The sequence below is a fragment of the Streptomyces sp. NPDC047014 genome, from assembly GCF_040644195.1.
Lineage (GTDB): Bacteria > Actinomycetota > Actinomycetes > Streptomycetales > Streptomycetaceae > Streptomyces.
In genome coordinates this window covers 58,128-81,632 of the sequence record NZ_JBEYVX010000026.1, presented here as the reverse complement: position 1 = coordinate 81,632, position 23,505 = coordinate 58,128, and the positions used below count along the sequence as shown (strand labels likewise).

Genomic DNA, 23,505 nt, shown 5'->3' with positions numbered 1-23,505 from the left:
GCTGCCCCGGCTGCCCCGGCTGCCCCGGCTGCCCCGGCTGCCCCGGCTGCCCCGGTCGCCGGGGCCCGGTGCGGGGATGCGGGCTCAGGGGTGGGTGCTGAGACGGGTGGCCAGGAAGGTGACGCTCTCCTCCACGATCTTCACGATGTCCGGTGAGCCGAGGAAGATGTGGTCGGCGTTCTCCACCGGCCTGAGTGTGACCTCGCCCCCGGCGCCGGTCAGGGCGGCTGCGAGGGCTTCGCTCTGGCTGTAGGGGACGAGGGCGTCGTGCGTGCCGTGGACCAGGAGGAAGGGCAGGGGGTTCGAGCCTGCGGCGTACGTCACCGGGCTCGCGGCCCGCGCGAGGTCCGGGCGGTCGGTCACGGAGGCGCCGAGCAGGGCGACGTAGGGGTCCGGGAACTCCGTACCGGCGGGCATCGGTGGCAGGGGCGGCATGGGGTGGTCGGCGAGGGAGACCAGGTCGGAGACGCCGTACCAGTCGACCACCGCGAGGACGTCGGTGTCGCCGGAGCCGACGCCCTGGGTGCCTTCGAGCGCTGGCCGGTCCGCGCCGACCAGGCCCGCGAGGGCGGCGAGGTGGCCGCCGGCGGACTCGCCCCAGACGGCGATCCGGGCCGGGTCGATGCCGAGTTCGGCGGCGAAGGTGCGGACGTAACGGATGGCGGCCTTCACGTCGTGCAGCTGGGCGGGGAACGGGGCCTCCAGGCTGTGGCGGTAGTCGATGGAGACGAGCGCGAGGCCGGCGGCGAGCACGGTGCCGTGGAGGAGGGTGGCAGGGACGGTCGGCGGCGGGTAGCGGCGGTCGCCCTCCAGCCAGCCGCCGCCGTGGATCCAGACCACGGCGGGGAAGGGGCCGTCGCCTGCGGGGACTTGGACGTCGAGGAGGCGGGGGCGGTAGCCGGGGGTGGTGGCGTAGGTGATCCCGTCGAAGTGACGGACTCCGTCGGGGGCGGTCACCGGGGGTACGGGGGGTTGGTAGGGCGGGGGCGGCCAGGTCATGTCGGCGATGTCGAAGGTGGTCGGGGGAGATTGGGTCATGGCGGGCCTTTCGGGTGGGTGGGAGCGTCGACGTAGTGAGTCTGTTACACGTGTAATCATGGACCCTAGCGATGTGATTCTGCGGCTGACAAGGCCATGGGTGGGGCGGTTTTCGGTTCAGTTTCATGAGCCGGTCTTGGGCTCCGGGCAGGAGGTCGGCTCCTCACGGCCGAGCTCTCGTGGATCCACCGGGCCGCCCGGGCGCCGCGCGTTCCGGCAGGCTGCCGCCCCCACCGCGACGGCAGGGCCGGGCCAACGGGCGGGTGCCCGGAGCGAGTTTTCCGCCCGGGCGACACGCTCCGCCGCAGCAGTGGCGCTCACCGGCGAGGGGCATCGGAGCTGGGTCCGCCTCGGCGGTGGCACCGTGTCGCTCGGGACCGCTGGTCTGTGTTCCTGCCCGAGGTGCGGGTTTGGTGCCGTGCGTCCCTTACCGCATCGGCGGCGGCACCGTGTAGTTCGGCGGCGAGGGCTTCTTGGGGTCGAAGGGCGGTGGCTTCCAGAGGGAAGGGGAGGGGGTGGAGCCCTGCTGCGGGTTCTGCGTGGTTGCCGGCGGGGCGGCTGTGGGGCCGTTGGTGGTCGACGGCACAGTTGTGCGTTCGGGTGTGGTGGACGGCCCGGTTGTGGGCTCGTCAGTGGCTGGCGACACAGTCACCGAGGCGGACGGTTCGGCCGGGGCCGTGTCGGATGAGGAAGGCGATGCCGGAGCGTCCGGCTTGTCGGAGGTCGTTCCGCCCGCGCAGCCCCCCAGCAGCACAGCGGCCGTCACCGCTGCCAACGCCACCGCCGCCATCCGGTTCGTCACACCCACCACCCACCCTGCCGCACCAACCACCCGCCCGATCAGGCCGATCCTACGGCCCGCCCCCGCGATCCCTACTCGGTCAAGCCGCGCCGGCCGAGTCCCCACCGCACTGAGAGCAGTCCTGCCTGCCTCCAGGGGGAAGCTGCGTCGCCACCAGGAGGTCCGGTCGCCCTCCCCGGCGGGTACGAGTGCGCTGCCGTCCCGTGGCTGCCCAGGATCCCCGCTCCCAGCCGATGTGCGTCCCGTCCCATCGGGGGAGGCGACCGCTTCCGCACCCGACGGCAGTACCCCCTGTCCGTGCCGACGTCGCCGTCCGCTTCCAGTGCAAGGTTTCCGCGCCAGGCCCGGGGCCACCTAGGACTTGTCCGGCCGGCCATGCGACCGCTTCGGCCCAGGTCGTTGATGTGGACACGAGGCGGGGAGATCCAACAGATGCCGGGTGGGAACGGATTCAGCCGTTCCTATCGGTCAGTAACCGGCATGGTGGCCGATGACGGGACCCTCGGCAGGTGATCGACGGGATTCCGGACCGGGTTCGGACCGGGTTCAGCGGCGTGACCTGCCTCAACGGTTCGGGCCGTGGAAGACGGTCTACGGACGCCGTCGGCTGTGGTCTGCGGATGCAACGCCGGAGCGTCTGCCCCAGCAGGTCCAGGCTGCCGCGAACGCGGCCGGTGAGATCGGCTGGGACGTCTCGGTCGCCTCCACCATCATCGGGCGCATAAGCGCGCGGCCGGCGCCCGGACCGATCCGCCTGCGGCGCCCGCTTCAAAGGGGGCCGGGCAGTCAGAACACCAGGGCGAGACACCATGGCAGAGCCTTGTCGCCCGCCTGGTGGGGGTGGTGCGGGAAGTGAGGGCCTGGGGAGTTCGCGGGGCGGGGTCACCAGCGAGCTCCACCAGAGACAGCCGACGGTCGCTGCCCTCCGCTGCCCCTGATCGCTACCGCAGGTCAGCGGGCTGACTGCACCCAGTTCAGGCCGGTGCTGGAGAAGATCCGCGTCCCGAAGATCGAGCCGGGCGGCCCCGCAAGAAGCCGGGCGGCGTTGCGGCCGACAAGGCAGACCGCAATGGACCTTGCCGCGAGTACCTGCGCCGACGGAACATCCGGCACACCGTCCCGGAGAAGACCGACAGTCAGGCCGCCCGCCTGCGCCGAGGTTCACGTGGCGGACGACCGCCGGCCTTCGACGAAGAGCGGTACAAGAGGCGCAACACCGTTGAACGTGCGATCAACCCTTTGAAGCAACACCGGGCGGTCGCCACTCGCTGCGACGACAATCTGGCTACGCACGTGACTCCGTAGACGCCGCCGCCTCGTCGTTGCAGCCGTGGTCGGCCCATTCGGTGAGGAGCTCGGCCAAGCTTGCCAGCGGTGTTGTCGTCGGCCACGGTGCTCGTTCCTCGCGGCCCGTCCACGTCAGGTGCACCACAGCCCAGGGGAACGGCTGGTTCGCGACGCTGAACAGGACGTCGTCACATCCTTCGCATCGTGCCACAGCGGTGGCCCCCACTCCGTGCAGTGGGTGCCCATGGGGAAGCTCACGATGCAGTTCAAGATCGAAGTTGTAACCCCCTGGGGGAACCTGGATCGGCGGACAAGATCCAGGTGACCAAGAACCCTCATTCACGGGCACGCACAGAGACCCCGAGCCCACCGGCCCGTCCCGCCGCCGGTCCGGGATCATGGGCGGTATGGAACACCTCGCACCCGTGAGCGTCATCGCTCTCCGCCCCGTCCTTCCGCGCCCGCATGCGGCCATGCAAGGGGTGGGCATGCGGCCCCTGATTGACGGGCGCGACGTGTTGGAGGAGGTACATCAGGGTGGTGATTCGAGTTGCTATCAGCAGATGTGGCTCGGTTCGCCGGAGACGTGGCCGCTGTGGGCCGGTCCTGAGCCACGGCGTGCCGAGCTGTCGAACAATGACTGCGTCACCAGCTGCTGCGGCGGAGTCTTCGTCACCGTCCGGCGCCGGGGCCCGCATATCGAGTGGGTGGACTGGGAGAACACCCACGACATCCGGGTCCCTCTCCCGCCCGAGGTCCGCTTCGACGCCGCGCAGTACGAGGCCGAGCTGGCTCGGGTCGTCGTGGACCACAGCTGGGAGGAGCCCGTGGATACCGCGGCACGTCTTCTCGCCCAGCGGATCGCCGCCGCCGACTGGTACGAGCGATGGGACCTCCGGCCGTCCCCGAACGGGATTCGGGTCCAGGCGCGGGGGGAGTCCGCCGCAGTGTTCGTGTCCTTCGTCACCGGGCGGTTCGGTGAAGGCGGTACGTCCCGCTGGTGCGTGATGCCCGTGTCGGCCGAGGAGCCCGTCGAGGAACAGGTACGGTGCTTCGTCGAGCGGATCTCGGCCACCGGCCTCCCGCAGGAGCGCAGCAGCGGGTAGGGGTGGGTAGGGGCAACTGCCCTCTCCAGGCGCGGCGTTGATGTCTGGCAAGCGGCGCCCCCCCAGGATCAGAGTCATGGGGGACACCACCCTCGCTCCGGCCGCGCTGCAGCAGGCCGAGCGGCAGCCGGATGCGCGCCGGGTCGCCCATCCGGCGCCGTTCGGGCACATGCACACCGTCGGCGGGTTCTACCGGCAGTAGCACACCGCCGCCCTCGCGCGGGCCTCCGACCGGCAGGCCGCCGAGTTCCAGGGGCTGCGGGGCCGGATCCGGGCCGACTGCCACCGGCAGTTCCTGCTCGCCCTGCATCCCGTCCGGCTCGAAAGGCCGCCCGATGCCGTGTGGGCCGCTGCCGCGCACGCGCAGAGGGCGTCGGCCACGGCGCGGCGTCGTTCAGTCTGCTGGGCGCCGCCTGCGGGTGCCCGCCGCAGCGGACGGGCCGCATCGGCATCGCGCTCTCCGTTGTCGCCTTCCGCCATGCCGCCGAACAGGCCCTGGTCCTCACGGCGCGCCCTCCCCCGCCCGCGCCAGAGCCAGGACGCCCGAGCAGATCAGGGCCACGCCCAGGAGCTGCGGGAGGAGCCACCAGTCCGCCCGCAGGTGCTCCTCGTAGAGGATCACGCCCAGGGCGATGCTCACGCTCGCGTCGCCCAGGGTGAGTGCGGGCTGGGAGGCGACCAGGGGGCCGCCCTGCATGGCGTGTTCCAGCAGGAGCAGGGCGCAGATGCCGGTCGCGCCGAAGGCGTACGTCTCCCAGGTGGTCAGAAACGCCCCGAGGCCGTGCTCGTCCAGCACGTGCACCGCCGACTTCATCAGCGCCGCCGTCAGGGCGTAGCAGACGGCCGTCGCCGCGCCCAGGCAGACCGCCCGCGAGCGCCCCGGCGGCCGGCGCAGGCCGGTCACCGCCAGCAGCGCCACCACCACCGCGCACGCGCTCAGCGCCACCACCCACCGCGCGGGCGGTACATCCGTACGGTTGCCCGCCGGCGAGGCGGCCACCAGCGCCAGCCCGAGCCCCGCCACGACGGCCGCCACGGCCAGCCACAGCGAACGCGGCAGCCGCTGCCGCGTCAGCAGCGAGGCGATCAGCAGGGCGAGCGGCAGTTCCAGCACGAACAGCGGCTGTACGAGGGCCAGCGCACCCGTGGCCAACGCCGCGGCCTGCCCCACCCCGGCCGCGATCACGGCCAGGATCCCGGCGACCCAGACCGGCCGCCGCAGCAGGTCCAGCACCAGGCCGGGACGGAAGCCGTCGCTCTGCGGCACGGTGAGCGCGGCCCGCCGCTGGAGCACGGTGGCGAGCGCGTTGCTGAACGCCGCGAACAGCGCGAAGAGGACCGGCAGGACGACGCCCATGCCCCGATCCTCACCGGGCCCGCCGCCCGCCCGCGCCGCGACACCGGGCCACCGCCACCCCTCGCCCCCGGCTTTCCCCCGTCCGGACCTGCCGGGGCCGCGCGGCGGAGCCCGCCTCAGCCGGCTCCCGCGCCCCCGCCCCTCCTCAGCGCCAGCTCCGCCAGCGCGCGCGGCGCCCCCGCCTGCCCCCGGATCCCCGGGAAGGCGTTGACGTCCACGATGAGCGGGGTCCCGGCGCCCGTGTCGATGAGGTCCACGCCGTAGACGTCCAGGCCGAACACGGCCCCCACCTCGCGGACCAGGTCCTCCCAGCCCGCGGGCAGCCCGTCGAGCGGGAGGGGCCGGGTCGGGCCGCGGCCCTCCGGGGACAGCTCCGAGCGGCGCAGGGCCGCGAAGACCTGGCCGTCGATCGCCCACAGCTTGTGGTCCCAGCCGTTGTTCGGGGCGTACTCCTGGACCACGACCGGCTCCTCCGGCCGGTCTCGCGCCAGCGCGCGCAGCGCGGCGGTGTCATCGGCCCGGGCCACCAGGTCGCCGCGGCGGCTGCGCCGGCTCTTGACCACCACCGGCCCGGCAAGCTCCCGTACGGCCGCCCACGCGGCCAGCGGGCCGACGGTACGGGTCGCCGCGAAGGGCAGACCGGCCCGGAGGGCTCGCTCCGCCATGGCCGTCCGGTCCTGGACCAGGGCGGTGGCGGCGGCGGAGTTCACCACGGGTGCCCCGCGCTCCTCCAGGTGCCGGGCGAGGTCCAGCGCCTCCGGCGTGCGGGACTTCAACAGGTAGACATCGGCCAGGGGGAGGGACCGTAGCGTGTTCCCCGCCGAAGCCCCGGCAGACACCGGATCCAGCGCCACCACCGTGTGCTCCGGCTCCAGCAGCGCGGTGGTGTCCGCGAGCAGCGGATGGCCGGGCTCCGGGGTGATCAGGCCGATCCTCATCCGGCGTCCCCCGCCCCGGCCGAGGCTTGCGCCGGGATCGACAGGGGCCGCGCGGACGGCATCGGCGCGGCCGGAGCAGTACCTCCCGCCCCCGCCAGGTCGAGCACCGCGCGCGCCACCCGGGCGGCCGCGTCCGGCACCTGACGGAAGCTCGGGAAGTCGTTCACGTCGACCACCACGGGCCCGTCCGGCCCCAGCAGGACGTCCACCCCGTACAGGTCGAGTCCGTAGACGGCCCCCACCTGCGCGGCGATCGCGGCCACTTCCGAGGACAGCGGCACCCGGCGCTCGCGCACCGCCGGGTCCGGGTGCAGCGGGGAGCAGCGCTCGGTGGCGAAGAGCTCCCCGCCGACCGCGTACACCTTGATGTCCGTGCCCGAATTCGGTACGTACGGCTGCGCGATCAGCATGCCCTCGCCCGCGAGCCGCGGCAGCAGCACCTCCAGCAGGCCGGGCGAGGACACCAGGTGCACGGCGCGCCCCGAGCTGCCGTCGGCGGGCTTGACGACGAGGGGGTACTCGGCCGCCGGTATCTCCCGCAGCAGCGCGGGGTGGGCGACGGCGTAGGTCGGCGGCAGCGGGAGCCCCCGGACGCGGCCGATCGCCGCCGCCAGCGCCTTGTCGCGTACGCCGCGGATCGACCGGGCGTCGTTGACGGTGGTGGTGCCCGCTGCGGCGGCGGCTTCGAGCAGGGTCAGACCCGGGCCGCCGGAGACGGTCTTGAGCACCCACGCGTCGTGCGCGCCCGCGTCGACCACCTCGGTCATGCGCAGCAGCGAGCCGCCCGGCCGTACCACGTCCACGTGGTGGCCCCAGGCGGTCAGCTGCCGGATCACCTCGTTCGGCATGCCGTCGTGGCGGTAGTGCTCCTCCACCAGGAAGCAGAGCCTCATCGACTTTCCCCAAGTTCCCCGGACGTCCGCCGATTCCGTCCGGCGAGTGGTGACGACACAGGATGTCATGGAGTGCAATGTGATGATCAGTCCGGGTGTGACGGGTGTGAGGGGTGTGAGGGGTGCGGGAAGGGCGCGGAGGCGCGGCGGGCGGGAAATGCGGGTGAATGATCGTACGAACGCTTGCTAGGTTGAGCCCGTGCCGAAGCTGAATCAGATCATCGCAGTCGAAAAGGGCGTCAAGTCCAAGTCCCTCCAGGAGCTCACCCAGGCTCACCACGACGTGCAGAAGCCCGCCCTGCTGGCCGGTATCTCGCGGACGTACCAGCCCAAGGACGAGGAGGGCGAGCAGCTGCCGCCCGAGTCCACCCGGGTGCAGGTCAAGGCGGAGGACGTGCTGCGGGCCACGGCGGCCACGCTGACGCGGCTGTTCGACGTGACGGCGACCAAGGACTGGGCGAACCGCAGCGCGTCCGCCGATGTGGTGGTGGACGGAACGGTCCTGCTGCCGCAGGTGCCCGTGCCGTACCTGCTCTTCCTGGAGAAGCAGCTCACCGATCTGCACGCCTTCGTGCGCAAGCTGCCGGTGCTGGACGCCTCCGAGGCGTGGAACCTGGACCCGTCCACCGACTCGTGGAAGACGGACCCCGTCCGCACCATCCGTACCAAGAAAGTGCCCCGCAACCACGTCAAGGCGGAGGCCACGGAGAAGCACCCGGCGCAGGTCGAGGTCTACTACGAGGACGTCGCCGTCGGGTACTGGACCACGGTGAAGTTCTCCGGCGCCCTGCCCGCCCGCCGGGTGAACGAGCTGCTGGACCGGATCGAGAAGCTCCAGCAGGCCGTGAAGTTCGCCCGCGAGGAGGCCAACAGCACCGAGGTCACCGACCAGCGGATCGGCGACGCGGTATTCGGCTACCTCTTCCGGTAGCCCCACGATCGCCCCCCGTTTGAGCGCGGGGGGTGCGCGGAAGCGCAAGCTGAAACTGATGTTGAAGCTGACCGGGGCTGTGGCTGTCGTGTCACACCCCCGTAAATCTCAGATTCTCGCTCCAGTCTCAGTATTCGCCGCCGAACACCGGATCGACCGAGCGCGGACGATCATCGACGGATGGGGGTTCAAGTCCCCCCTGCGCCTCTCCCCGTGGCGCGGTAGTTCAAAGGTAGAACACGTCGGTCTCAGAATGATCCGCGACTCTTCAACGAGCCGGTGTGCGCAATTGGGTGGCACACAGGAGCCCGGGAGCTGGATATGCTCCCGGGCTCCGTCACGTCCGGCGGCCCGGACCACGCCGGCGGCCCGATTCACCGCTCGCGGCCCGGACCACCGCCGGCGCGGGTCCTCAGACCGGCACCGACACGAACGTCCTGCCGGACTCGTTCTCCACCAGGACCGCCTTCACGTCCGCCGGATCCACCGCCGCCGAACCGTCCAGCGCCGCGCCCTTGCCCTCGCTCTTCTCCGGGCTCTGGCCGCCGACGACCCAGCTGCCCGCCGTCGTGCGCTTCCCGTCCTTGGCCACCACGACCAGCCGGCACCGCTCACCCGGCGGCACCCCCGTCACCGCCGCGCGCAGCCGCACCCACTGACTGGCCGGGGTCATCTGCACGGTGAGCCGCGCCCCGGTGGACGGGTCGGTCGCGGAGAGGTTCCGCGTCCCCTTGGGCGGCTGCGACGGGTCCGCCGAAGCCGTCGGGGACGGCGGCACCGGCGGCAGGGCCACGGCCCCCTGGTCCTCCGAGCCCAGCTGGGTGCCGGCCCAGAACACCGCCGCCAGCGAAGCGGCCACGGCCAGTCCCGCAAAACCCGTGCGCCTGCGCCGCTCGCCGGTCCGCTCGCCGCGCATCTGCCGCAGGGTGCGCTGGAGCATCAGGTCCCCGCCCTGCGGCGGCCCGTCGAGGAACGCCTCCTCGGGCACCTCGCCCAGTGCCGCTTCCATCTCACGCAAGGCGGTCACCTCCTCCCGGCACCGCACGCACCCGCCCATGTGTTCCTCGACCCGGCGGGCCTCCTCGGCGTCCAGGACGCCGAGCACGTACGGACCGAGCAGTTCCTCCTCGTGCCGCTGCCCGTTCATGCCACCACCTCACGCAGTCCGGACGGCTGCTGGGGCGGCCTGCCCGATCGTTTTCTGTCTCTTCCGGCGCTCTCCCGCAGTCCGTCGTCCCGGAAGACGTCGCGCAGGGCCTTGAGGGCGTAGTGCGAACGCGATTTGACCGTACCCGCCGGGATCCCGAGGGTGTCCGCCGCCTCCGCCACGCTGAGCTGCCGGTAGTACAACTCCTTGAGCACGTCCCGGTGTTCCGGCGAGAGCCGGTCCAGGGCGCCCAGGACGGTCATGCTGTCCACCACCGAGTCGGCGTGATCCGCCTCGACCGGGGGAGCGGCCGCGGAGCCGGAGACCTCCGGCGGCCGGGCGGCCCGCGCCCGGTACCGGTCGGTGATGATGTTCCGGGCGACGGTGAGCAGCCAGCCGCGTACCGAGCCCTTCCCGTTGACCAGGACCTCGGAGTGCCGCCAGGCACGGATGAGGGTTTCCTGTACGACGTCCTCGGCGGCGGCGCGGTCCCCGGTCAGGCGGGTGGCGTAGGCGAGCAGCGCGTTGCCGTGTTCCTCGTACACCGATCTGATCAGAACCTCGTCGGTCGAGCCCCGCCGACTTCGGGGCCACAGTGGTCCGGCCATCTCACCCTCTCCGTCTTTCCTCGCTGGTGGTGCGGTCGGAACACGCCACCGGAGGCCGGACGGTTCATGTGAGCTGCGTCACTCATGTCCGGCAGGTGCGGCCCGAGTTGAGGCAGTCGACCACGGCGGCCATCTGGGATCCGGTCATCGCGTTGACGAACATGGCGTGGTCGGTGAGCGGGCTGTGCCGCTGCTCGGGGAAGGAGTCGACGGCCACGGGCGCCCCCGCGGGCACCTTGTAGGCCAGCGAGAGGCGCAGTTCCGGTACGGGGAAGGTGCCCGCCGGGCAGACCCCGGCGGCGGAGGGGAAGCGCAGGTGGGAGCGGTGTCCGGGGCTGGTGGTGTCGAGGCCGTTCCAGCAGCTCGGGAAGACGAGGGTGCGGGTGAGGAGGTCGCCCTCGGGGCAGCGCGGATAGCGGGTGGTGGGCCGGTCGGGGGAGCCGGAGCAGCCCCAGCGGGCCCGGACCTGGGCCCCGCTCCCGGCCGTACGGGCCACCGCGTCGCCGGTCATCGCGTGCAGGGAGGGCGGCATGGCCACCACCTCGGCCACCGGGTTCCCCCGGTACTCGACGCGTACGGAGCTCTCCCGCAGGATCTCGCCGCTGTTGCCGTGCCCCGCGGTGGTCTCGTACGGGAGGAGGCCCGGGCGGTCCGGGCGGCGCAGCACGGGCCAGTAGTAGGCGGAACGGTCGCCGCCGGTGCAGCTGGTGGGGGCCGCGGCGAGGGTGGCGTCCACCGAGAGGGCGTCGGTGGAGAGGTTGCCCACGTACGCGTGGGTGTGGTGGGCGCCGGAGCGCAGGCCCGGCGAGACCACCACGTTGTCCTCGTTGTAGTGCCGCTCCTCGTTGCGGCCGCACTCCACGACCACCGACCCCGGCGAGCCCTCGGCGCCCGCCGGAGGAGCCGGCTCCGCGGCCACCGGGACCTCGCGGATGTCCACGTAGTCGGACGGCGCCGGACGGCCGGAGCCCGCCGCCGCGTGCGGGCCGCCTGTACGCGAGGCACCCACGGCCGCGGCGGTCAGTCCGCCGCCCAGGAGCAGGCAGACGGCGAGGGCGAGCAGTCGGTGTTCCATCCACATGGCGGTCACCGTCGCCGGTTCGTCCGCCGCCGTCAACCCGCGGCCCGGGGGCCGGGCGGGGACCCGGCACAACCGGCCACCGTGAGGGGCGTTCGCCGGAGCGAACTCCGGGGGCGCCCGGACCCGTACGCGGAATCGTTCCGCCTTTGCGGGAACCGGAGTTGTCCGTGGGGTCGCTTGTCCCCCCGCGGCACCGGCCCGCACAGTGGCCCCATGACACACGCCGCGACCCCCGCAGAACTCCTGACCGCCTTCGCCCGCACCCGTGCCTCCCTCGACGGCGCCGAGGTCACCTACTGGTGGACCGGCGACATCCACTCCTGGGCCCCCGGCGAGCCCTACCAGAGGCTCTTCGGCTTCGAAGGGATCAACGTCGCGCGCCTGGTCCCGGACGAGGAGAGCGGCGGCTACCGGCTCCTGACCCGCGAGGCGGCCTTCTACCTCGACCCCCTCACCCGGGAGATCCTGGACACCTGGGAGGGCAGGGCGGTGGAGCACATCTGGAACGACCCGGCCAACCTGATGCTGCGGCCCTTCCCGGTCCCGCTCACCGACCTCGGCGACCAGGTCTGCTTCAGCCTGGAGATCCCGCTCTCCCACCCCTCGCCGCTGCCGGTCGCGCAGTACCCGCGGAACTCGGCCGACGACACCTACCGGGCCCTGGAACTCTTCCAGTTCTTCGCGCCCGCTACCGTCCTGTCCACCGACGCGGTGAGCGTCCCCGCGACGATGTCCTGGACCCGGATGTCCCCCTGGCTGCCCTGGATGGAGCAGGGCCCGCGCCCCGGCGGCCTCACCTACCACTGCCGCGGCCGCAAGCTCGACTCGTACGAGCGGGTCCCGGCGCGCACCCGCGAGTTCATCGCCGGCCACCACCCCGCATTCGCCCACGCACCGGAGAAGTGGACCGAGCCGAACGAGAACAGCTGGACCGCCTTCCGCAGGCTCCACCCGCCGCGCTGAGGGCCGCCCCTCCTCGCGCCGTCCGGTGACATGCCTGCTCAGAGCCGGTGCGGAGGGGGATCCGGGGGGAGTGGCAGGGGGCGGACAAGGGTTTTCCCCGTATCCAGTTCACCCCCGCGTTGCCTACTGTCTGCCCACCGGCGATCTTCCCCCGACCGGGCGGTTCACACGCCAACCCCACATGGCGTGTAGGCCCCGCGGGAGGGAAAGGGATCCGGGACGCCGTCGCCCCAGCCTCGCCGTTGCGGCCGGGACGACGTGGCGTGCGGCGGCGGCCGGGGCGAGACCGACCAACTCGCTCCCGGCCCCGCGGCCGCCGGAACCACCCCCACACTGCACCGACCGGCCGCTCCGGCCTGCCCGGAAACGGCCCTCGAAAGGGATCACGTGCACGCAACGAGACGCAGGCTCATATCCGTGGTGGCCATGTCCGTCACCCTGCTCGCCGGCACCGCGACCGCCACCGTGGCCGTGGCCGTCGAGAACCCCACCGCGGCCCCCGCGGCCACGACCGCCGCCACGGCGCCTGTTGAGAACCTGATCGTCGGCTACAAGTCCTCGGCCACCGAGGCCAGCTCCAACACCGCCGCCGCCGACGACGCCGCCGCCAAGGGGAAGAAGGCCGGCAAGAAGGCGAAGTTCGACCGCCGTCTGGGCACCGGCGCCGCGCTGGTGAACCTGGGCGGGACCGTCGCCCCGGCCGAGGCCGCCGACGTGATGGCCCAGTTCCGCGCCGACCCGGACGTCGCCTACGTGGAGCCGGACACCCGCGCCTACGCCATGGCCGTCACCCCGAACGACACCGACTACGCCAAGCAGTGGGACCTCTTCGAGCCCACCGCCGGCATGAACGTCCCCGGTGCCTGGGACAGGACCACCGGCTCCGGCGTCACCGTCGCCGTGATCGACACCGGTTACGTCGCCCACTCGGACGTCGCCCCGAACATCGTGGCCGGCTACGACTTCATCAGCAGCGCCGCCTACGCCCGTGACGGCGGCGGCCGCGACAGCAACCCGGCCGACGAGGGCGACTGGAACGCCACCGACGGCGAGTGCGGCCTCAACTCCAAGGCCAGCAACTCCTCCTGGCACGGCACCCACGTCGCGGGCACCATCGCCGCCGCGACGAACAACTCCAAGGGTGTCGCCGGTATCGCCTACGGCGCGAAGATCCAGCCGGTCCGCGTGCTCGGCAAGTGCGGCGGTTCCACCTCGGACATCGTCGACGCCATCACCTGGGCCTCCGGCGGCTCCGTGGCCGGTGTCCCGGCCAACGCCACCCCGGCCAAGGTCATCAACATGAGCCTCGGCGGCCCCGGCGCCTGCGGCACCAGCTACCAGAACGCGATCAACGCGGCCGTCGCCCGCGGCACGACCGTCGTCGTCGCCGCCGGCAACAGCAACGCGGACGCCGCCGGGTACTCGCCCGCCAGCTGCAACAACGTCATCAACGTGGCCTCGACCAACCGCGCCGGTGACCGCTCGTACTACTCCAACTACGGCTCGATCATCGACATCTCGGCCCCGGGCGGTGAGACCCGCCGCGCCACCGACACGCCCGGCACCGTCACCACCCCCGAGAACGCGATCCTCTCGACCCTGAACGCGGGCACCACCACCCCGGGCGCCGAGAACTACAAGCCGTACCAGGGCACCAGCATGGCCGCCCCGCACATCGCGGGCCTCGCCGCGCTGCTCAAGTCCGCGAACTCCTCGCTGACCCCCGCCCAGATCGAGACGGCGATCAAGAACAACGCCCGTCCGCTCGCCGGCACCTGCACCGGCGGCTGCGGCGCCGGCCTCGCCGACGCCACCGCCACCGTCGCCGCGGTGACCTCGACGCAGCCCACCCCGGGCTTCGAGAACACCACGGACGTCGCCATCGGTGACAACACCACCGTCGAGAGCGCCATCACCGTCAGCGGTGTGGCCGGCAACGCTCCCGCCGCCCTCAAGGTCGGCGTGAACATCGTCCACAGCTACATCGGTGACCTCAAGGTCGACCTCGTCGCCCCGGACGGCTCCGTCTACACGGTCCACAACCGGACCGGCGGCGGCACCGCCAACATCAACCAGGTCTACACCGTGAACGCCTCCTCCGAGGTCGCCAACGGCACCTGGAAGCTCCGGGTCAACGACAACGCCGGTGGCGACACCGGCAAGATCGACTCCTGGAAGCTCACCTTCTGACCCCTTCGGACCGGCTCGGTCCGGAACGCCAACTCGGTGTGACGGAGCGATAGTACGGACCAATGGAATCCCCGGGCCTGCCGATACCCCGCGTATCGGCAGGTCCGCCGGGGTTTCCGCGTCCCTCGACTGAATTCTGCGTCACAATCCGGGTCCCACCGGCGTCCGACCTCGTATTCTCGCCTCTCACAGGAAGGGCACAGGAGCTGGGGACTGGAAGGCTGGTGGCTGTGCGTGGTGGCGGCGACGGGGCACGCTGACACAAGTGTCGGAAACGGTGAACTGATCAAGGCGGTCGACCGCGCGCTGACCACGCACGGCCGGGCCCACCTCACCGGACCCGCCGGAGCGGGCAAGACCGAGGTCGCGCGCGCCGTCGCGGCCGCGGCCGAGGCACGCCACGAGACCGTGCTGTGCCTCGCCCCCGAGGCCGCGGACCAGTGGATACCCGAGGCGTCCGCCGCCGCCCTCCTCGCCTCCGTACCCCCGGCCGCCCTGGAACGGCTCTCCGGCCCCCAGCGCACCGCCATCGCCCTGCTGCGCCGCGAGGCCGACGCCCCCCGGGCCGGCCGCGACCACATCGCCCTGCGCCTCGCCGTCGTCGAGGTCCTGCGCACCCTCGCCGCCCACCAGCCCGTCCTGCTCGTCCTCGACAACGCCCAGTGGCTCGACGCCGAGAGCACCGACCTGCTCCGCTTCGCCCTGCGCCTCACCCCGCCGCGCGTCCGCGTCCTCGCCGCCGAACGCGTCCAGGGCGGAGCCTCCGTCGGCGCATCTCTCTGCGGCGCCGACGCCCCCGCGATACGGGTCCCCCCGCTCGGCGCCGACGAGCTCGCCGAACTCCTCATGCACCACGGCCTGCCCGCCCGCCTCGCCGGCCGCATCCACCAGGCCAGCGGCGGCAACCCGCGCCTGGCCCTCGCCCTCGGCCACTCCCTCGCCGAAGCCGCCGAGGCCCGCGACGGCAGCGCCCACCACGCCGACCCCCTGCCCGTCTCCGGACGCGCCCGCGACGTGGCCCGCGGGCTGCTCGCCGGAGTCCCCGCCCAGGCCCGCCGCACCCTGCTGCTCGCCGCCCTCGCCGCCCGCCCCACCGTCTCCCTGCTGCGCCGGGCCGGCCGCCCCGACGCCGAAGCCGAGCTGGCCGAGGCGGAACGGGCCGCGCTGGTCCGGGTCGGCGAGGACGGCACCGTCGCCTTCGCCGCCGGAGCCCTGCCCACCACCCTCGCCGCCGACGCCGGCTGGCCCGAGCGCGCCGCCGGCCACGCCGCGCTCGCCGACGCCGTCGACGACCCCGTCCAGGCCGTACGGCACCGGGCGCTCGCCGTCGACACCCCCGACCAGTGGCTCGCCGCGGAGATCACCGAGGCCGCCGCCGTCTGCCGCCGCCGCGGCCAGCGCGCCCTCGCCGCCGAACTGGGACTGCTCGCCGCCGAACGCACCCCCTCCTGGCTGGCCGGCGAGGAACTGGCCCGGCTGGTCTGCGCCGCCGAGGACGCGGGCTGGTCCGGCCGCGCCGACCTCGCCCGCCGCGCCACCCGCGCCGTCCTCGCCCGCGACTCCTCGCCCGCCGACCGGGTCCGGGCCCGGCTCGCCGTGATCGACGCCGCCGGACAGGCCCTCGGCACCCTGGAGGAGACCTTCGCCCACGCCATGGACGAGGCCGCCGGAGATCCCTCGCTCCAGGCCGCCGTCCAGCTGCGCATCGCCTGGAAGCACAACCTCAGCGACGGGGACCCCATCCGCTCCTGCGACGCCGCGGCCGAGGCACGCGCCCTCGCCGCCCTCGGCGGGGACCGGACCGCCGAGGCCATGGCCCTGACCGTCCGCGCCCGCATGGGCCGCATCCTCGGCGACACCGGCGCCGAGGAGATCCTGGCCGAAGCCCTCGCCCTGCCCGCCCCCGAGGTCCCCCTCGGCATGCGCAACGCCCCGCAGTACCTCGCCGTCCGCCACGCCCTCTTCGACGACCGGCTCACCGACGCCCGCGCCCAGCTCATGGTGCTCCTCCCCGCCGTCCAGCGCACCGGCTCCGCCGAGGACGTCTTCGAGGTCCTGCGCAGCCTCACCGAGGTCGAACTGCGCAGCGGCCGCTGCGAATCCGCCTCCGCGCACGCCCGCCGCGCCCTGGAACTGACCATCGAGGCCGGCCTCTCCCCGGGCCCCGCCTGGTACGTGGCCGCCATGGCCGAGACCATGGGCGGCAGCTTCGCCCGCGCCGAGGGATACGCCCGGCGCGGCATCCAGGCGTCCCAGGAGGAGCAGGACCAGGTCTTCCTCTCCCGCAGCCTGCACGCCCTCGGCCTGGTGGAACTGGCCACGGGCGAGGCGGCCAAGGCCGTGGCCACCCTGCGCCGCGTCGCCGCGCTGGAGGCCGCCCAGCAGGTGGTCGACCCCTCGATCCTGCGCTGGCACGGGGAGCTGGCCGAGGCCCTGACCGCCGCCGACGCCCCCGGTGAGGCCGCCGAGCTGCTGGATTCCGTACGCCCGGTGGCCCTGCGGCTCGGCCGGACCGGGGTGCTCGCCGCCCTGGACCGCGCCGAGGCCCTGTGCCTCGCCGCGCGCGGCGAGGCCGACGCGGCCGTCCGCCTGCTGGAGGACACCGCGCACCGCTTCGACTCCCTCGGCCTGCCGCTGGAGCGCGGCCGTACGCTGCTGGCCCTGGCCCGTGTCGAACGCCGCCGCAGACGCCGGGCCCCGGCCCGCGCGGCGCTGCGCGCGGCGGCCGAGGTCTTCGTACGGGCCGGCGCCGGCCCCTGGGCGGATCTCGCCCGGGAGCCGGCGCCGGGTGACACGGCGGGCGACGGCGCCTCCCCGGCCGCGGTCCTCACCGAGGCCGAGGTCCGTCTCGCGCTGCTGGTCAGCCAGGGGGCCAGCAACCAGGAGGCGGCGGCCAAGCTGTTCCTCAGCGTCAAGACGGTGGAGGCCCGGCTGACCCGGATCTACCAGAAGCTCGACGTCCGCTCCCGCGCCCAGCTGGCCACCGCGCTGCGCACGCGGTGACCGCCGGGGCGGGCCCGCTCAGCAGCTCAGGTTCGAGCCGGGGGTGACGCCCAGCAGCTGGGTGAAGCTCTGGTACTTCGAGACGCGGCTCTGGACCTGGCCGGGGTTGCCGCCGTTGCACTCCAGGGAGCCGTTGATGGAGCGGATGGTCTCGCCGAAGCCCGCTCCGTTGACCATCGCGGCGTGGGCGGTCATCGTGCCCGGCCCGTTCTGGGTGTTCCAGTACCAGAGCGCCGTCTTCATGGCGACGGCCGGGTCCTGCTCCACGAGGTACGGGTTGGCGAGGAGGTTGATGCCGAGGGCGTCGCCGGCCGCCTTGTAGTTGAAGTTCCAGCTGAGCTGGATGGGCCCGCGGCCGTAGTAGGCCGCCTGCCCGGCCGGACAGCCGTACGGCTGCGTCGCGTCGCAGTAGTGGGGGTAGTTGGCGGTGTTCTGCTCCACGATGTGCACGAGCCCGCCCGTCTCGTGCGAGACGTTCGCGAGGAAGGCGGCGGCCTCGCGGCGCTTGGTGGTGTCGTCGCCGGTCTTGGCGAAGCCCGGGTAGGCGGACAACGCCGAGACCAGGCCCTTGTAGGTGTAGAAGGGGTTCCGGTTCGGGAACATCTGGTTGAACTGGGCCTCGGAGACCACGAATCCGGAGGGGTCGGGATCCGGGTCCTGGCCGCCGCCGCCGCAGACGCCCTGGTCGGCCCAGACGCCCCACTGGCCGGTGGTGCCGGGGGTCTCGCCCTGGGTCCACCACTTGGCCTGCCAGTTGCGGCCGCCGTACGAGGCGTTCATCCCGCCCGTGTAGACGGCGGAGGAGGCCCACGGGGAGGCGCAGGGCGCCGCCGCGGAGGCGGAGGAGGAGGGGAGGGCGACCGCGAGGCCGAGGGTCACGGCCGCCGCGGCGGCCAGGGAGAAGGCGCGGCGGCGTAGCGCACGTATCACGTAACTGCTCCTTCGGTGGGGGGAATTGCCGTGGGGGGCAACAACAGGCCCCACTGAAGCGAAGTGGTCTGAACCTGTCAAGGTCTAGACCAAACGAAAGCGCCGGTGGTACGCGTGACGCGTACCACCGGCGCGGGATCGAACCGGATCAGCTGCCGGCGGAGAGGTTGCCGGAGAGAATCGGGATGTTGCTGGCGATGTGCGACAGGGCCTCGTCGCCCTTCGCCTGGGTGGAGTTCTCGGCGCACTGCTGGTTCTGCGGGTTGGACAGGACGTTGACGTCCTGGACACCGATGTTGGCGAGGACGGCGACCAGGGACTGGGCGTTGACCTTGGCCGGCAGGCCGACGCAGAGCTTGTTCAGGGAGCCCTGGATGGCGCTGAGCTGCGGGCTCTGGTCGCCGTGGGTCTCCTGGTTGCCGTAGAGCTGCGAGGAGTCGTTGCCGTTGACGGTGGACACGCCCTCGTCGTTGCCGATCGCCATCGCCGGGGAGGCGACTGCGGCGCCCGCACCGAGCACGGCGGCGGTGGCGGCGGCGGTGGCCATGAACTTCTTGAGCATCTGGGGAATCCTTAGGTCGCGCTGTCGCAATGTTGATGGCTGCCCACGGCGGGGACGCGCTGATCAACTGCCGACGGCGCCGGGGGTTATGCCCCCTCACCCGACTGGCCCAATGCCGGAGGGGCCGGACCGTGCCCCGCCGCCCGGGGCGGCGGGGCCGGCCGCCTCCGCGGCGGGTCAGCCGCTCTTGCGGCGGACCTTCTTGTTCTTGCCGCTCGCGGCGCCGCTGGAGCCCTGGACCTTGGCCCGGTTCTGATGGGACTGCTGCGCGTGGGCCTTCGCGGCGTTGCGCTCCAGGGCCTCCCGGAACCGGCGCTTGGCCGCATCGGCCGGGGATTCGTCCTGCGGGGTGTCTGCTTCGTCAGCCATGCGTCCTCCTGGAGTGATCAAGCGGCCCCAGTGTGTCAGCCGGGGTACCGCCTGACCAGCGAGTTCCCCCATACTCCAAGGAGGGCTTGGGGATGTCATAAGATTGGGTTATGGGGTCATAAAGCGATACCGGGTGCTGGGTTAGGCTTACCTTCGTTTAGGGTTCCCTTTGATCCACGTTGATCCGCCTTGCCGTCGCTCGAAGGGAACCCCTGCCATGCCTCGCCCTCTGCGGGTAGCAATCGTCGGAGCCGGCCCCGCCGGCATCTACGCCGCCGACGCGCTGCTGAAGTCCGAGGCCGCCGTCGAGCCCGGTGTGTCCATCGACCTCTTCGAGCGGATGCCCGCGCCCTTCGGTCTGATCCGGTACGGAGTCGCCCCCGACCACCCGCGCATCAAGGGCATCATCACCGCCCTGCACCAGGTGCTCGACAAGCCCCAGGTCCGCCTCTTCGGCAACGTCGACTACCCGCGCGACATCAACCTCGACGAGCTGCGCTCCTTCTACGACGCCGTGATCTTCTCCACCGGCGCCACGGCCGACCGCGCCCTCGACATCCCGGGCGTCGAGCTCGACGGTTCCTACGGCGCCGCCGACTTCGTCTCCTGGTACGACGGCCACCCCGACGTCCCGCGCACCTGGCCCCTGGAGGCCGAGAAGGTCGCGGTGCTCGGCGTCGGCAACGTCGCCCTCGACATCGCCCGCGTCCTCGCGAAGACCGCCGACGAGCTGCTGCCCACCGAGATCCCGGCGAACGTCTACGAGGGGCTCAAGGCCAACAAGGCCCTGGAGGTGCACGTCTTCGGCCGTCGCGGCCCCGCCCAGGCCAAGTTCAGCCCGATGGAGCTGCGCGAGCTGGACCACTCGCCCAACATCGAGGTCATCGTCAACCCCGAGGACATCGACTACGACGAGGGCTCGATAGCGGCCCGCCGCGCCAACAAGCAGGCCGACATGGTCGCCAAGACCCTGGAGAACTGGGCCATCCGCGACATCGGCGAGCGCCCGCACAAGCTGTTCCTGCACTTCTTCGAGTCGCCCACCGAGATCCTGGGCGAGGACGGCAAGGTCGTCGGCCTGCGCACCGAGCGCACCGAGCTGGACGGCACCGGCAACGTCAAGGGCACCGGCCAGTTCACCGACTGGGACGTGCAGTCGGTCTACCGCGCCGTCGGCTACCTCTCCGACGAGCTGCCCAAGCTCCCCTGGGACGTCGAGTCGGGCACCGTCCCGGACGAGGGCGGCCGCGTGATCGACGCGGGCGGCCCCATGCAGTCCACGTACGTCACGGGCTGGATCCGCCGCGGCCCGATCGGTCTGATCGGCCACACCAAGGGCGACGCGAACGAGACCGTCGCGAACCTGCTCGCGGACCACGCCGAGGGCCGCCTCGGCACCCCGGCCGCGCCGGAGCCGGCCGCCGTCGAGTCCTTCCTCGGCGAGCGCAGCGTGCGCTACACCACCTGGGAGGGCTGGTACCGGCTGGACGCCGCCGAGAAGGCGCTCGGTGAGCCGCAGGGCCGTGAGCGCGTGAAGATCGTCGAGCGTGAGGGCATGCTCGACGCGAGCGGCGCCTGACCCTCGGAGGGGGTGGCCACCCGGACGGGTGGCCACCCCCTTCTACTTCTCCTCGCGCTCCAGTGCGCCCCGTACGTACGCCGCCTGGCCCGCGTGCTGGAGGTCGTCGGCCAGTACGCTCATCAGCCGCACGCCGAGGGTGACCGGCGGGTCCCAGCGGTCGTCCACGACCTCGTCCAGATCGGCGGCGGCGAGATCCCGCAGGTAGCGCAGGGTCTGCTCGTGCACCGCGTCGTGGTAGCCGAGCAGCAGTCCGCCGGAGTCGACCCGGACCTGTCCGGCCTCCTTCGCGGTGTGCCCGTAGCCGGTGGCCCCGGCGGGCAGCGGGAGGGCGAAGCGGTCGGCCCAGCCGCCGGTGACCCAGACCTGCTCCCGGTCGGCGGCGGCCGCGATGTGGTCGTCCTGGACGCGGGTGAGGTGCCAGACCAGCCAGGTGATCGAGTTCGCCGCCGGATCGGTGCGGGCGTTCAGCCGCTCCGCCGGAAGGTCCTCCACGGCCTCGTGCACGGTCTCCCGGATGCGCGCGAACCCGTCTGCGATGACGTCCGTAGCCTTCATCCCTCCACCATGCAAGGCCCGGCGGTCCGCGGCGCGCGAGCGACACGCGCCGGGCGGACCGCCGGGTGCCGGTCTCAGACGGCGGCGGGGGTCTTCGCGGGCGTGGCGGCGGGCTGTGCCGGGGCCGCCGCGAGGGTGGTGTGCCCGCCGCGCAGGCCGAACCAGCCGATCAGGCCGACCAGGGCGAAGGCCACGGCCCCGATCGCGAAGGTGAGGGTGAATCCGGACTCGGCCGGCAGCGGGGGGACCCCCGGCGGCAGGTGCCCGACGGTCCGGGAGGCCAGGATCGTGGTCACGACGGCGCTGCCGATCGCGCTGCCCGTGGAGCGGGAGATCGAGTTGATGCCGTTGGCGATGCCGCTCTGGTGCGGGGGCACGCTGGACATGATCACCGCGGGCATGGCGGCGTACCCGAAGCTGACCGCCGCGCCGACGACCAGCCCGGAGCCGATCACCGACAGGCTGTGCTGGTGGTCGACGACGAGCCAGGCGAAGCCGGCCGCGCCGAACACGGCGGCCAGGCCCAGGGCGACGCGCGGGCCGCGGTGGCGCACGATCTGCCCGCCGATCGGGGAGGCGAGCAGCGAGACGATCGCGCTGGGCAGCAGGAACTGCACGGAGGCGCGCAGGATCGAGGCGTCGAAGCCGTAGCCGGTCAGCGCCTCGGGCATCTGGACGAGGTACGAGACGCCCAGGAAGCTCGCGAACATGCCGAAGCCGACGAGCACCCCGGAGAGGTTCGCCATCAGCACCGGGCGGTGCACGAACATCCGCATGTCGACCAGCGGCTCCGCGACCTTCAGCTCGGTCAGCACCCAGACGGCGGCCATGACGGCGGCGCCGGCGAAGCCGCCCAGCGTACGGCCGGAGCCCCAGCCCCACTCGTGGCCCTGGGAGATCGACAGCAGGAGCAGCAGGAGCGCGGAGCCGAGGGTCAGCGCGCCGAGGACGTCGGTGCGGCCGCCCGTGGTGGTGCGGGTCGCGGGGACGAGGGTGACCACCGCGAGCAGGGCGAGCACGGCGAGGCCGGTCGCCATCCAGAAGGCGTCGCGGTAGTCGGCGTCGGGCCCGGAGGTGAGCAGTCCGGTGGCCACGAGCGCGAGCCCGCTGCCGAACGCGAGCGTGCCGCTGACCAGCGCCATCGCCCCCGGGAGCTTCTGCGGGCGGATCTCCTCGCGGAGCACCGACAGGGCCAGCGGGAAGATCGCGGTGGCGGCGCCCTGGAGCACCCGGCCCAGGATCAGCAGCGGGAGCGTGGAGGCCAGCGCCGTGAGGACGGAGCCGGCCACCATGACGCCGAGCACGGCGACGAGGGTGCGCTTCTTGCCGTGCTGGTCGCCGAACCGGCCCAGGAGCGGGGTGAAGACGGCCGCCGAGAGCAGCGTGGCGGTGGTCACCCAGCTCACACCGGAGGCGGAGGCACCCAGGTCCTCGCGGATCAGGCCGAGGATCGGGACCGGCAGGGTCTGCATCATCGACACGACCATGGCGGCGAGGCTCAGGGCGAAGACGACGACCGTCTCGTTCCTGGCCCCGGTGACCGGGGCGGCGGGGGAGGGGGAGCTCATGGCTGGGGGGACCTTCTTCATGTTTCGGAGCAGAAGAGCTTCGGAACGGCGATGTTTGATGTCATCAAGTAACTCGGCCGACGGTAGACGTGGATATTTGAGGGAGTCAAGTAAACAATTGATAATGTCAAGCATCCTGAGTACGCTTCCGCCATGAGCGACACCGCCCCGCACGCCCCCACCAAGCTGGAACTGCTGGAACTGCTCGCCGCCATCGGCACCGCCCAGTGGCGCGAGTTCGCCGCGGCGGCCGCCCAGCACGGCCTTACCTCCACCCAGGCCAAGGTCCTCGCCCAGCTCGACGGACCGGTGCCCATGCGGGGCCTCGCCGCCCTGCTCGTGTGCGACGCCTCCAACGTGACCGGCATCGTCGACCGCCTGGAGGCCCGGGAACTGGTCCGCCGGGAACCGGACCCGGCCGACCGCCGTGTCAAGAACGTCGTCGCCACCGACGCCGGCCGCCAGGTCATCCGCGTGGTCCGCGAGCAGATGCAGGCCGTCCACAGCGCGCTGGACACCCTCGACGAGACCGAGAGCGCGACCTTGTACGCCCTGCTGGGGCGGCTGCGCCCGACCATGGAGAAGGGCGCCTGAG

Annotated in this window: 20 protein-coding genes; 8 read left to right on the top strand and 12 right to left on the bottom strand. The window is 72.6% G+C overall.

The features are described from left to right. Positions 1-84 precede the first annotated feature (84 nt). On the bottom strand, positions 85-1,038 hold the full coding sequence (locus ABZ873_RS17340) for an alpha/beta hydrolase (protein WP_360872015.1): 954 nt from the start codon (positions 1,036-1,038) through the stop codon (positions 85-87). 2,652 nt (positions 1,039-3,690) lie between these two features. On the opposite strand from ABZ873_RS17340, the gene ABZ873_RS17335 reads away from it, so the two are divergent. Together ABZ873_RS17335 and ABZ873_RS17330 are read left to right on the top strand one after the other, a co-directional pair. Continuing rightward, positions 3,691-4,233, top strand: coding sequence for a hypothetical protein (locus tag ABZ873_RS17335; protein WP_360872012.1), 543 nt, complete (start codon positions 3,691-3,693; stop codon positions 4,231-4,233). A gap of 76 nt (positions 4,234-4,309) precedes the next feature. Next, a complete protein-coding gene (locus ABZ873_RS17330) occupies positions 4,310-4,435 on the top strand; it encodes a hypothetical protein (RefSeq protein ID WP_360872009.1) in 126 nt (41 codons plus the stop codon). A gap of 300 nt (positions 4,436-4,735) precedes the next feature. On the opposite strand, the gene ABZ873_RS17325 is transcribed toward ABZ873_RS17330, so the two are convergent. From ABZ873_RS17325 to ABZ873_RS17315, 3 genes are all read right to left on the bottom strand, one after another. Next, positions 4,736-5,590, bottom strand: coding sequence for a DMT family transporter (locus ABZ873_RS17325; RefSeq protein WP_360872007.1), 855 nt, complete (start codon positions 5,588-5,590; stop codon positions 4,736-4,738). Between the two features lie 116 nt (positions 5,591-5,706). Further along, positions 5,707-6,528, bottom strand: a complete 822-nt coding sequence (locus ABZ873_RS17320) for an alpha-L-glutamate ligase (protein WP_360872004.1) — start codon at positions 6,526-6,528, stop codon at positions 5,707-5,709. After that, positions 6,525-7,421 (bottom strand): hypothetical protein, encoded by an 897-nt coding sequence (locus ABZ873_RS17315; protein WP_360872002.1) that lies wholly within the window; start codon positions 7,419-7,421, stop codon positions 6,525-6,527. The genes ABZ873_RS17320 and ABZ873_RS17315 overlap by 4 nt, the downstream gene beginning before the upstream one ends. Positions 7,422-7,620: 199 nt before the next feature. On the opposite strand from ABZ873_RS17315, the gene ABZ873_RS17310 reads away from it, so the two are divergent. Continuing rightward, positions 7,621-8,352 (top strand): hypothetical protein, encoded by a 732-nt coding sequence (locus tag ABZ873_RS17310; RefSeq protein ID WP_360871999.1) that lies wholly within the window; start codon positions 7,621-7,623, stop codon positions 8,350-8,352. A gap of 412 nt (positions 8,353-8,764) precedes the next feature. Here the strand turns inward: ABZ873_RS17310 and ABZ873_RS17305 are convergent, their stop codons facing one another. The 3 genes from ABZ873_RS17305 to ABZ873_RS17295 form a co-directional block, all read right to left on the bottom strand. Then, the gene (locus ABZ873_RS17305; RefSeq protein WP_360871996.1) at positions 8,765-9,499 is read right to left on the bottom strand and encodes a zf-HC2 domain-containing protein; all 735 of its coding nucleotides are present in this window, start codon (positions 9,497-9,499) and stop codon (positions 8,765-8,767) included. Beyond that, complete coding sequence (locus ABZ873_RS17300; RefSeq protein WP_360871993.1) at positions 9,496-10,107, bottom strand: sigma-70 family RNA polymerase sigma factor; 612 nt, start codon at positions 10,105-10,107, stop codon at positions 9,496-9,498. Before ABZ873_RS17300 ends, ABZ873_RS17305 begins: the two co-directional genes overlap by 4 nt. Positions 10,108-10,189: 82 nt before the next feature. Further along, entirely contained in the window at positions 10,190-11,188 is a 999-nt protein-coding gene (locus ABZ873_RS17295) for a DUF1996 domain-containing protein (protein WP_360871990.1), read from the bottom strand. 213 nt (positions 11,189-11,401) lie between these two features. Between ABZ873_RS17295 and ABZ873_RS17290 the strand changes: the two genes are divergently transcribed. The 3 genes from ABZ873_RS17290 to ABZ873_RS17280 all read left to right on the top strand — a co-directional run bounded on the left by ABZ873_RS17290 (position 11,402) and on the right by ABZ873_RS17280 (position 17,344). Beyond that, positions 11,402-12,151 (top strand): DUF1838 family protein, encoded by a 750-nt coding sequence (locus tag ABZ873_RS17290; RefSeq protein WP_360871987.1) that lies wholly within the window; start codon positions 11,402-11,404, stop codon positions 12,149-12,151. A 426-nt stretch (positions 12,152-12,577) separates the two neighbouring features. Further along, positions 12,578-14,341 (top strand): S8 family serine peptidase, encoded by a 1,764-nt coding sequence (locus tag ABZ873_RS17285; RefSeq protein WP_360872029.1) that lies wholly within the window; start codon positions 12,578-12,580, stop codon positions 14,339-14,341. A gap of 234 nt (positions 14,342-14,575) precedes the next feature. Further along, a complete protein-coding gene (locus ABZ873_RS17280) occupies positions 14,576-17,344 on the top strand; it encodes a LuxR family transcriptional regulator (protein ID WP_360871984.1) in 2,769 nt (922 codons plus the stop codon). An 18-nt stretch (positions 17,345-17,362) separates the two neighbouring features. On the opposite strand, the gene ABZ873_RS17275 is transcribed toward ABZ873_RS17280, so the two are convergent. The 3 genes from ABZ873_RS17275 to ABZ873_RS17265 all read right to left on the bottom strand — a co-directional run bounded on the left by ABZ873_RS17275 (position 17,363) and on the right by ABZ873_RS17265 (position 19,205). Continuing rightward, positions 17,363-18,241 (bottom strand): glycoside hydrolase family 19 protein, encoded by an 879-nt coding sequence (locus tag ABZ873_RS17275; protein ID WP_360872026.1) that lies wholly within the window; start codon positions 18,239-18,241, stop codon positions 17,363-17,365. A 181-nt stretch (positions 18,242-18,422) separates the two neighbouring features. Then, positions 18,423-18,836, bottom strand: coding sequence for a rodlin (locus tag ABZ873_RS17270; protein WP_360871981.1), 414 nt, complete (start codon positions 18,834-18,836; stop codon positions 18,423-18,425). A 177-nt stretch (positions 18,837-19,013) separates the two neighbouring features. Further along, positions 19,014-19,205, bottom strand: coding sequence for a DUF5302 domain-containing protein (locus ABZ873_RS17265; protein WP_360871978.1), 192 nt, complete (start codon positions 19,203-19,205; stop codon positions 19,014-19,016). A gap of 217 nt (positions 19,206-19,422) precedes the next feature. On the opposite strand from ABZ873_RS17265, the gene ABZ873_RS17260 reads away from it, so the two are divergent. Further along, a complete protein-coding gene (locus tag ABZ873_RS17260) occupies positions 19,423-20,784 on the top strand; it encodes an FAD-dependent oxidoreductase (RefSeq protein WP_360871975.1) in 1,362 nt (453 codons plus the stop codon). Positions 20,785-20,826: 42 nt separating this feature from the next. Here the strand turns inward: ABZ873_RS17260 and ABZ873_RS17255 are convergent, their stop codons facing one another. Both ABZ873_RS17255 and ABZ873_RS17250 read right to left on the bottom strand, forming a co-directional pair. Next, positions 20,827-21,342 (bottom strand): DUF664 domain-containing protein, encoded by a 516-nt coding sequence (locus ABZ873_RS17255; protein ID WP_360871972.1) that lies wholly within the window; start codon positions 21,340-21,342, stop codon positions 20,827-20,829. Between the two features lie 74 nt (positions 21,343-21,416). Continuing rightward, positions 21,417-22,910: an MFS transporter gene (locus ABZ873_RS17250; RefSeq protein ID WP_360871969.1), complete on the bottom strand. Its 1,494-nt coding sequence runs from the start codon at positions 22,908-22,910 to the stop codon at positions 21,417-21,419. A gap of 153 nt (positions 22,911-23,063) precedes the next feature. Between ABZ873_RS17250 and ABZ873_RS17245 the strand changes: the two genes are divergently transcribed. After that, positions 23,064-23,504: a MarR family transcriptional regulator gene (locus ABZ873_RS17245; RefSeq protein ID WP_360871966.1), complete on the top strand. Its 441-nt coding sequence runs from the start codon at positions 23,064-23,066 to the stop codon at positions 23,502-23,504. Position 23,505 lies beyond the last annotated feature (1 nt).

What these genes read in the sequence shown, in the direction of transcription:
- ABZ873_RS17245 (WP_360871966.1), top strand. Translation starts at nt 23,064, where the DNA reads ATGAGCGACACCGCCCCGCACGCCCCCACCAAGCTGGAACTGCTGGAA.
- ABZ873_RS17305 (WP_360871996.1), bottom strand. Translation starts at nt 9,499, where the DNA reads ATGAACGGGCAGCGGCACGAGGAGGAACTGCTCGGTCCGTACGTGCTC.
- ABZ873_RS17285 (WP_360872029.1), top strand. Translation starts at nt 12,578, where the DNA reads ATGTCCGTCACCCTGCTCGCCGGCACCGCGACCGCCACCGTGGCCGTG.
- ABZ873_RS17315 (WP_360872002.1), bottom strand. Translation starts at nt 7,421, where the DNA reads ATGAGGCTCTGCTTCCTGGTGGAGGAGCACTACCGCCACGACGGCATG.
- ABZ873_RS17295 (WP_360871990.1), bottom strand. Translation starts at nt 11,188, where the DNA reads ATGTGGATGGAACACCGACTGCTCGCCCTCGCCGTCTGCCTGCTCCTG.
- ABZ873_RS17255 (WP_360871972.1), bottom strand. Translation starts at nt 21,342, where the DNA reads ATGAAGGCTACGGACGTCATCGCAGACGGGTTCGCGCGCATCCGGGAG.
- ABZ873_RS17330 (WP_360872009.1), top strand. Translation starts at nt 4,310, where the DNA reads ATGGGGGACACCACCCTCGCTCCGGCCGCGCTGCAGCAGGCCGAGCGG.
- ABZ873_RS17335 (WP_360872012.1), top strand. Translation starts at nt 3,691, where the DNA reads ATGTGGCTCGGTTCGCCGGAGACGTGGCCGCTGTGGGCCGGTCCTGAG.
- ABZ873_RS17325 (WP_360872007.1), bottom strand. Translation starts at nt 5,590, where the DNA reads ATGGGCGTCGTCCTGCCGGTCCTCTTCGCGCTGTTCGCGGCGTTCAGC.
- ABZ873_RS17300 (WP_360871993.1), bottom strand. Translation starts at nt 10,107, where the DNA reads ATGGCCGGACCACTGTGGCCCCGAAGTCGGCGGGGCTCGACCGACGAG.
- ABZ873_RS17290 (WP_360871987.1), top strand. Translation starts at nt 11,402, where the DNA reads ATGACACACGCCGCGACCCCCGCAGAACTCCTGACCGCCTTCGCCCGC.
- ABZ873_RS17340 (WP_360872015.1), bottom strand. Translation starts at nt 1,038, where the DNA reads ATGACCCAATCTCCCCCGACCACCTTCGACATCGCCGACATGACCTGG.
- ABZ873_RS17250 (WP_360871969.1), bottom strand. Translation starts at nt 22,910, where the DNA reads ATGAGCTCCCCCTCCCCCGCCGCCCCGGTCACCGGGGCCAGGAACGAG.
- ABZ873_RS17260 (WP_360871975.1), top strand. Translation starts at nt 19,423, where the DNA reads ATGCCTCGCCCTCTGCGGGTAGCAATCGTCGGAGCCGGCCCCGCCGGC.
- ABZ873_RS17270 (WP_360871981.1), bottom strand. Translation starts at nt 18,836, where the DNA reads ATGCTCAAGAAGTTCATGGCCACCGCCGCCGCCACCGCCGCCGTGCTC.
- ABZ873_RS17265 (WP_360871978.1), bottom strand. Translation starts at nt 19,205, where the DNA reads ATGGCTGACGAAGCAGACACCCCGCAGGACGAATCCCCGGCCGATGCG.
- ABZ873_RS17320 (WP_360872004.1), bottom strand. Translation starts at nt 6,528, where the DNA reads ATGAGGATCGGCCTGATCACCCCGGAGCCCGGCCATCCGCTGCTCGCG.